The sequence below is a fragment of the Phaeobacter italicus genome (assembly GCF_001258055.1).
Lineage (GTDB): Bacteria > Pseudomonadota > Alphaproteobacteria > Rhodobacterales > Rhodobacteraceae > Phaeobacter > Phaeobacter italicus.
Genome location: NZ_CVRM01000020.1, coordinates 1 through 6,060 on the forward strand (window position 1 = coordinate 1; position 6,060 = coordinate 6,060).

A 6,060-nucleotide genomic window follows, 5' to 3' on the forward strand; every position below is an offset into this window, starting at 1 on the left:
TCGAACGCCGCGCCGATCTGGAACAGGCGCGCGACATTCTCAACGATGTGCATGTCGAACTTGGCACGCTCTTGGAGCGGGAGAACGTGCTGCGCCGGGATGGTGTCATGGAAGCGGAAGCGGTCAGCGAGCGGTTCCATTATCACCGGGACGCGGTCCAGGCGATGGAAGGGACAATCCGTCAGGAGATGCGGGCCGAGGGCCTGACAGCGCAGCAGATCGAGGACCGGGACTGGGAGGTTGTCTCGCGGGCAGAGCGCCGGATCGAGGCGGAGCAGCGCGCGTATCTCGAGGCACACCCGGACCTGCTCGCACGCCCCGGCGATGTGATCGACCGGTCCGAGCCCTATAGGGAGACCATAACCGATGCGGCCCGCGCCAGTGAGATCACCCGCGAGGTCGACCGGATCATGGAGGCACGCGGTGTCCGCACGCCTGTTGCAGATGCTGTCGCGGATGACTTGCGCGCGCGCTATCCGGACATGCCGTCCCACCTCGCCCACGGGCTTGGCGCGACCTATGCGGCCGTCGTCGAGATACGTGACACGGAGGCCATCAATCAGGTTCGCCGCGACAACGAGTTGCGCGAGGGGCTTGGGGTTGGCACGCGTGACGAACGTCTAGCCACCCGCGGTGAAACTGCGCCGCAGTCTGACCGTGCCGACCGCCTTGCAGACGAGATTACGCGTGCTCTGGAACATGAGCGGGCGGGGGAGTTGTCCGCGCCCTTCGACACCGAGGCGGAGCGGGACGCATTTCGCGACGAGATCGCGCGGGTGCTTGATGACCGTCAACTTGAGCGGCTCACATCCGGCGATGCCGATGCGCTGGACAAGGTTCTCGAGGACCGCCTCGACCGGCTCTATGTCGCCAAGGTCTATCTGCAATCGGATGCCGCGACGGCCAACACGGACGCCTTGCGCCAGGTGGTCGATGAACTTGCCGACACTGAATATGAAAAACACCGCACCGCTGACATGGATGGCGAAACTGAGCGGGGTCAGGTCCATTGAGCGCCGCCATGGGCAAAGCCCGGATCGCCACCGGCGTTTTTCTGGTAACGCTGGTTACCGCCGCCATAGGCTACACCATCGCCTCGGCGGTGCTGACCTACCAGGATCTCGGCTTCGGGGCCGAGATCGACTTTGCCTATATCGCGCAGAACTACATGGCGATCCTCGATCGCCGCCCGGAGGACGCGCAACTTATTCACCTGATCATCGGCAGCTTTGCCGCCGCCGGCCTGATGCTGAGCCTCGCCCTGTCAGGGTCCGCCCTGACACGCTTTGGCAAGACCCATTGGCAGAGCGCGGGGGAGATGAAAGCCAACGGGTTTTTCGGGGCGCCTGGGACCGGGTTCATCCTCGGCAAACTCGGCGCTCCAAAATCCCGCGCGAAATACATCTGCTCGAAGGTTTTTCCGCACGCGCTGATCGTGGCGCCCACCGGTCGGGGCAAGACCACGGGCTTCGTCATCCCGAACCTGCTGACCTGGCAAGGCTCCGCTGTGACGCTCGATGTAAAGGGCGAGTGTTTCGAGGCCACGGCTCGGCACCGCGCAGCCCAGGGCGACAAAGTCTATCGCTTCGCCCCCACCGATTGGGAAGGCAGGCGTACCCATCGCTACAACCCGCTCTTGCGTATCTCCGAACTGGACGACCCCGCGCGCCAGCAGATGGAATTGCAGCTCCTTGCGACGCTCTTCCTGCAAAATGACAATGACCGGGTGCAGGGGCTTCTAAAAGGCGGGATCGACCTTTTCGTTGCGGCAGGCCTTCTCGCATTCCAAAGGGGGCGCCCGACGTTGGGCGAGATCTATCGCATCGCCGCGTCAGGCGGGAATAAGCAGAAGGAATACTTCGCGCGAGGTCACGAAGTGAACAATAGGGCGGCCAAGCTGATCTTCACGCGGCTGGCCTCGACCAATAATGACACGCTGACCTCCTACGTCTCGCTTCTGATGACCTCGGGGCTCGATCAATGGCAGAACCCCGCAATCGATGAGGCGACGGCTGTCTCGGATTTTGATTTCCGGACGATCCGCAAGAAACCCTTCTCGGTCTATCTCGTGGTCCAGCCGCTGATGGTGAAGCCGCTCGCGCCGCTGATCCGCCTCTTCTTCTCCGATCTTCTGTCGGCCATGCAGGAAAAGGACCCCGGGCCGGATGAACCCTGGCCCGTGATGATCATGCTCGACGAGTTCAACCGTTTGGGCAAGATGCCCATCGTGGTCGAGAGTATCGAGACCCTGCGCACCTATCGCGGTCATTTGGCCGTGGTCACGCAAACGATCCCCGCCCTCGATGAAATCTATGGCGAGAACACCCGCCGCGCCTTGCAGGGGAATGCGGGCGTGAAGCTCTACCTCACGCCCTCTGACGAAAAAACCGTCGAGGAGCTGAGCAAGGCGGTTGGCAAGACCACGAAGACCGTGGTTACGCGCTCGCAGTCTATCGGCAAGAACCCCTTCGAGGGCCGTAGCCAATCCACACGGACCGAAGAAAGCTCCTTGCTCCCTGAAGACGAGGCGCGCCGCCTGCCGCTCGATGAGATCGTCATGGTCATCGACGCGCAAATGCCGGTCCGCGCGAAGCGGATCCAATATTTTGACGACCGGCTGTTCAAGGCGATCCATGCGGCACAGACGGGCGAGTTGCCGTTTCCGGAGCTGGGGGGAGGGGGGGAGCAGGGCAATCTGCCGTTGAGTATGCGCGCCATGCCGATGACACCGCCACCGGACGGGTCAAGCGGATCCGAGACTGACGTTGAGGCTGCGCGCGAGGCTGCTGATGGCCAATCGTCAGGGCTAACCGATGTTGTTCCAAAGAAGACCGCGTCCGTCGTTCAAGACGTTATCGCCGAGGAACAGCGACAGATGGAGATGGATTTTGGGGGCCAGGTCGCGGATGCGGAGGTTGCGAGCGCAGTCGATGAAGCGCAGATGCGCTCTGCCGTTGATGGCTTGGACGATATGGAAGCGATGCTGCGAGAGGGGGATGGCGAAAAGTTGGTTGCTCGATAAGGTGGCGGGCATCGCCTGCCTGTTAGGGCGCGCGGAAAGTTGTCGTTCGCGGCGAGTGCGCAGACTGTGCTCTCCGTGGGCTAAAGGCGGCCATTTAGCACCACCTGGTGCAACATCTAGATTGCTCGCCATGGTGACATGACAAATTTTGCTTCGTTATGAAATTGTAAGGTGTTGCATTCTCAGAGCTTTGTTTGGGGCGAGGTACTGTTTTTTGACGTTGTTCGCCAAAGCAGTCCGGCCGCGCTGCGCGAGTAAGGAGCACTATTGACTGCTATGACGGTCACATGTGCCTTTGTGGCTGCGACGGCGGTCAAAGTTTGCAACATGTCCAAAACTATGCTATGCCCGCCATGACGGTCACATAGGGCCATATGACCGCGAGGGTGGTCACTGGAGAAAAACGCATGTCCAAGAAACGCACATATTCGAAGTTTGCAAAGGAAGCGCTGATTTTATTGGGGCAACGTATTCGGTTGGCGCGCAAGGAGCGGCGGATGTCTGAGAAGGACTTGAGCGCGCGCGTTGGGATTGCCCGCAGCACACTACAAAAGATCGAGCGGGGCGACCCAGTTGTTGACATCGGCCTGGTGTTTGAAGCCGCAACCATTACCGGCGTGCCGCTGTTTGAGCCTGACGCCACATCACTTGCACCGCAGATTGCGCAGGTGCGTGACAAGATCGCTTTGTTGCCAGCCTATATTCGTAAACCCAAAACGGAGTTGAATGATGACTTCTGACGGGGTGAGGGACAATCAGGCCTATGTCTGGGTTTGGCTACCCGGCGCATCAGAGCCCGTCGTGGCAGGTCTCATCAAGCAGGAGGGTGAGCGCTACGTCTTTAACTACGGCCGCTCCTATCTGGAGCATAAAGACGCGGTTGCACTTTACTTGCCCGAACTGCCCCTAAAGCAAGGTCAGATTGATCCGATCGAACCTCTGAAGTTTGCAAGCGCATTGCGGGACGGCGCGCCAGATGCCTGGGGGCGTCGTGTCATTATCAACCGGTTGATGGGCATTCGCGGCGAAGATGCGGATATGGTCGACTTGGGTGAGATCAGTTTCCTGTTGGAATCTGGGTCAGACCGGATTGGGGCCTTGGACTTTCAAGCGTCTGCGACTGAGTATGTGCCGCGTCAAAGGTCAAATGCGTCTCTGGATGAGCTGCAACGCGCATCGGACATCGTTGAAAAAGGTGTCCCTTTGACTGACGAGCTGGCCGAGGCCTTGCAGCACGGCACTGCCATTGGTGGGGCAAGACCTAAGGCCCTTATCGATGATGGGAACAGAAAATATATCGCCAAATTTTCGTCGTCCGGCGACACCTACAGCGTGGTGAAAGGTGAGTATATTGCAATGCGTCTGGCGCAGGAGGTCGGTCTAAACGTCGCCCCGGTGAAACTTGAGCAATCAATGGGCCGAGATGTCCTTCTGATCGAACGCTTTGACCGCGAGCATCTCGAAACAGGTTGGTCCCGGAAAATGCTGGTCTCCGCGCTGACGCTTTTTGGTCTTGATGAAATTATGGCCGCGCATGCAAGTTATACTGAGCTGGCGGAGATCATCCGGCGGCGATTTACCGACCCCAAAGACACATTGCGTGAGATGTTCTCGCGGATGATTTTCAACATCCTTGTTGGCAATACGGATGATCATGCACGCAACCATGCGGCGTTCTGGGACGGCGATCTGCTGAAGCTCACACCAGCATATGACATTTGCCCCCAGTCGCGGAACAGCCGGGAAGCGTCACAAGCCATGCTGATGGGGCGCGAAAGGCGCAGCCAACTGTTGCACGGCTTAGCCGTTGCAAAAGACTTTCACCTCTCAGAGGAAGACGCCAGAGCGATCGTTGCCAAGCAGGTGAAGATCATTGACGAAGCTTGGGGACCCCTCTGCAAGGAAGCCAATCTATCTAAAACGGACCAAAAGGTGTTTTGGCGCCGTCAGTTCTTGAATGAACTGGCGTTTGAAGGCGTGGAAGGACAGTTCTATGAGCAATGAAGACGGTGGTGCGCTTTACCGGCAAAGCGACGCGTTACGAGAGATTTTGACCTGGTCTGAAGATCGAGACCTTTGGCAACGCGACGCGCTGCGCCAGTTGTTTCAGGGCACTGGAGTAGATGACATTGACCTCGATCGCTTGGAGGAAATCTGCACTGGCGTGCGCGAAGATGCAGTTGTTCTCGATAAATCCCACCTCTTAATTGAAGCATCAGCTGAACAGGCAGTGTCGCTGACAAAGATGACCGAGATTGCCGGGGTCAATGCTCTTGTCAGCGACCAAGAACTCTCCTTTGGCGCTAAAGGCATCACCATTATCTATGGCGACAATGGCTCTGGCAAATCCGGCTATTGCCGTGTGTTGAAACACGCCTGCCGATCAAGAGATCAGAAGTTCAGCATCCACCCGGATATCAGCGATCCAGCGGAAACTCCGCAGACGGCCCTGATCACCTTCGATGCCGGCGGGGCAGAACAAGAGGCGCGTTGGTCACCTGAAATCGATGGCGACGGCCAGTTGGGGCAGGTCAGTATTTTCGACTCCCGCAGCGCCAACACGCATGTGCAATCCGAAAACAGCGTCGCATACACACCACTGCCTATGCGCATTTTGGAGAGCCTTGGCGATCTCTGTGATCAGTTGAAAGCGCGGTTGGATGCGAAGGCAGCAGCAATAGCAGCACAGACACCTTTGGTGATTTCGAACCATAGTTTGTCTGCATCGACGGCCGCCGGAAAATACATGAATGCGTTGTCCGGCAAATCCGACGTAAGTGTTCTGGACATGTTGTGCGAGCTTTCAGGCGAGGAAACACGCCGACTGGAAACTTTACGTGCAGACCTGGCGCAGGACCCGCAACAAACCATTCGCAAACTGCGCGCGCAGAAAGATCGCCTCGAAGAACTGAAGGCGCGCATCGTCACGTTGGAGCAGGCAGTTTCAGACACGTCTTTGAAGGAGCTTGCGGAGCTCCGCGGCGGGTGTTGTCACGTTAACTCGCCGAATTTGCAAGTTGGCAAGCTGTTCGTTGATC

At 58.4% G+C, this 6,060-nt stretch carries 4 protein-coding genes and 1 pseudogene; all 5 read left to right on the forward strand.

Annotated features, from left to right (window positions below):
- Positions 1-1,013, forward strand: a pseudogene (locus NIT7645_RS08650) (endonuclease); the annotation flags it as partial.
- Positions 1,014-1,021: 8 nt separating this feature from the next.
- Positions 1,022-3,022, forward strand: a complete 2,001-nt coding sequence (locus NIT7645_RS08655; protein ID WP_050686657.1) for a type IV secretory system conjugative DNA transfer family protein — start codon at positions 1,022-1,024, stop codon at positions 3,020-3,022.
- A gap of 407 nt (positions 3,023-3,429) precedes the next feature.
- Entirely contained in the window at positions 3,430-3,762 is a 333-nt protein-coding gene (locus NIT7645_RS08660; protein ID WP_050686659.1) for a helix-turn-helix domain-containing protein, read from the forward strand.
- Positions 3,749-5,026: a type II toxin-antitoxin system HipA family toxin gene (locus tag NIT7645_RS08665; protein ID WP_050686661.1), complete on the forward strand. Its 1,278-nt coding sequence runs from the start codon at positions 3,749-3,751 to the stop codon at positions 5,024-5,026. Before NIT7645_RS08660 ends, NIT7645_RS08665 begins: the two co-directional genes overlap by 14 nt.
- On the forward strand, positions 5,016-6,060 hold a 1,045-nt coding region (locus NIT7645_RS08670; RefSeq protein WP_370728329.1), incomplete at its 3' end, for an AAA family ATPase. The genes NIT7645_RS08665 and NIT7645_RS08670, both read left to right, overlap by 11 nt.

Bases quoted from the DNA above. Each gene is read 5' to 3' on its own strand.
- NIT7645_RS08655 (WP_050686657.1), top strand. From the start codon at position 1,022: ATGGGCAAAGCCCGGATCGCCACCGGCGTTTTTCTGGTAACGCTGGTT.
- NIT7645_RS08660 (WP_050686659.1), top strand. From the start codon at position 3,430: ATGTCCAAGAAACGCACATATTCGAAGTTTGCAAAGGAAGCGCTGATT.
- NIT7645_RS08665 (WP_050686661.1), top strand. From the start codon at position 3,749: ATGATGACTTCTGACGGGGTGAGGGACAATCAGGCCTATGTCTGGGTT.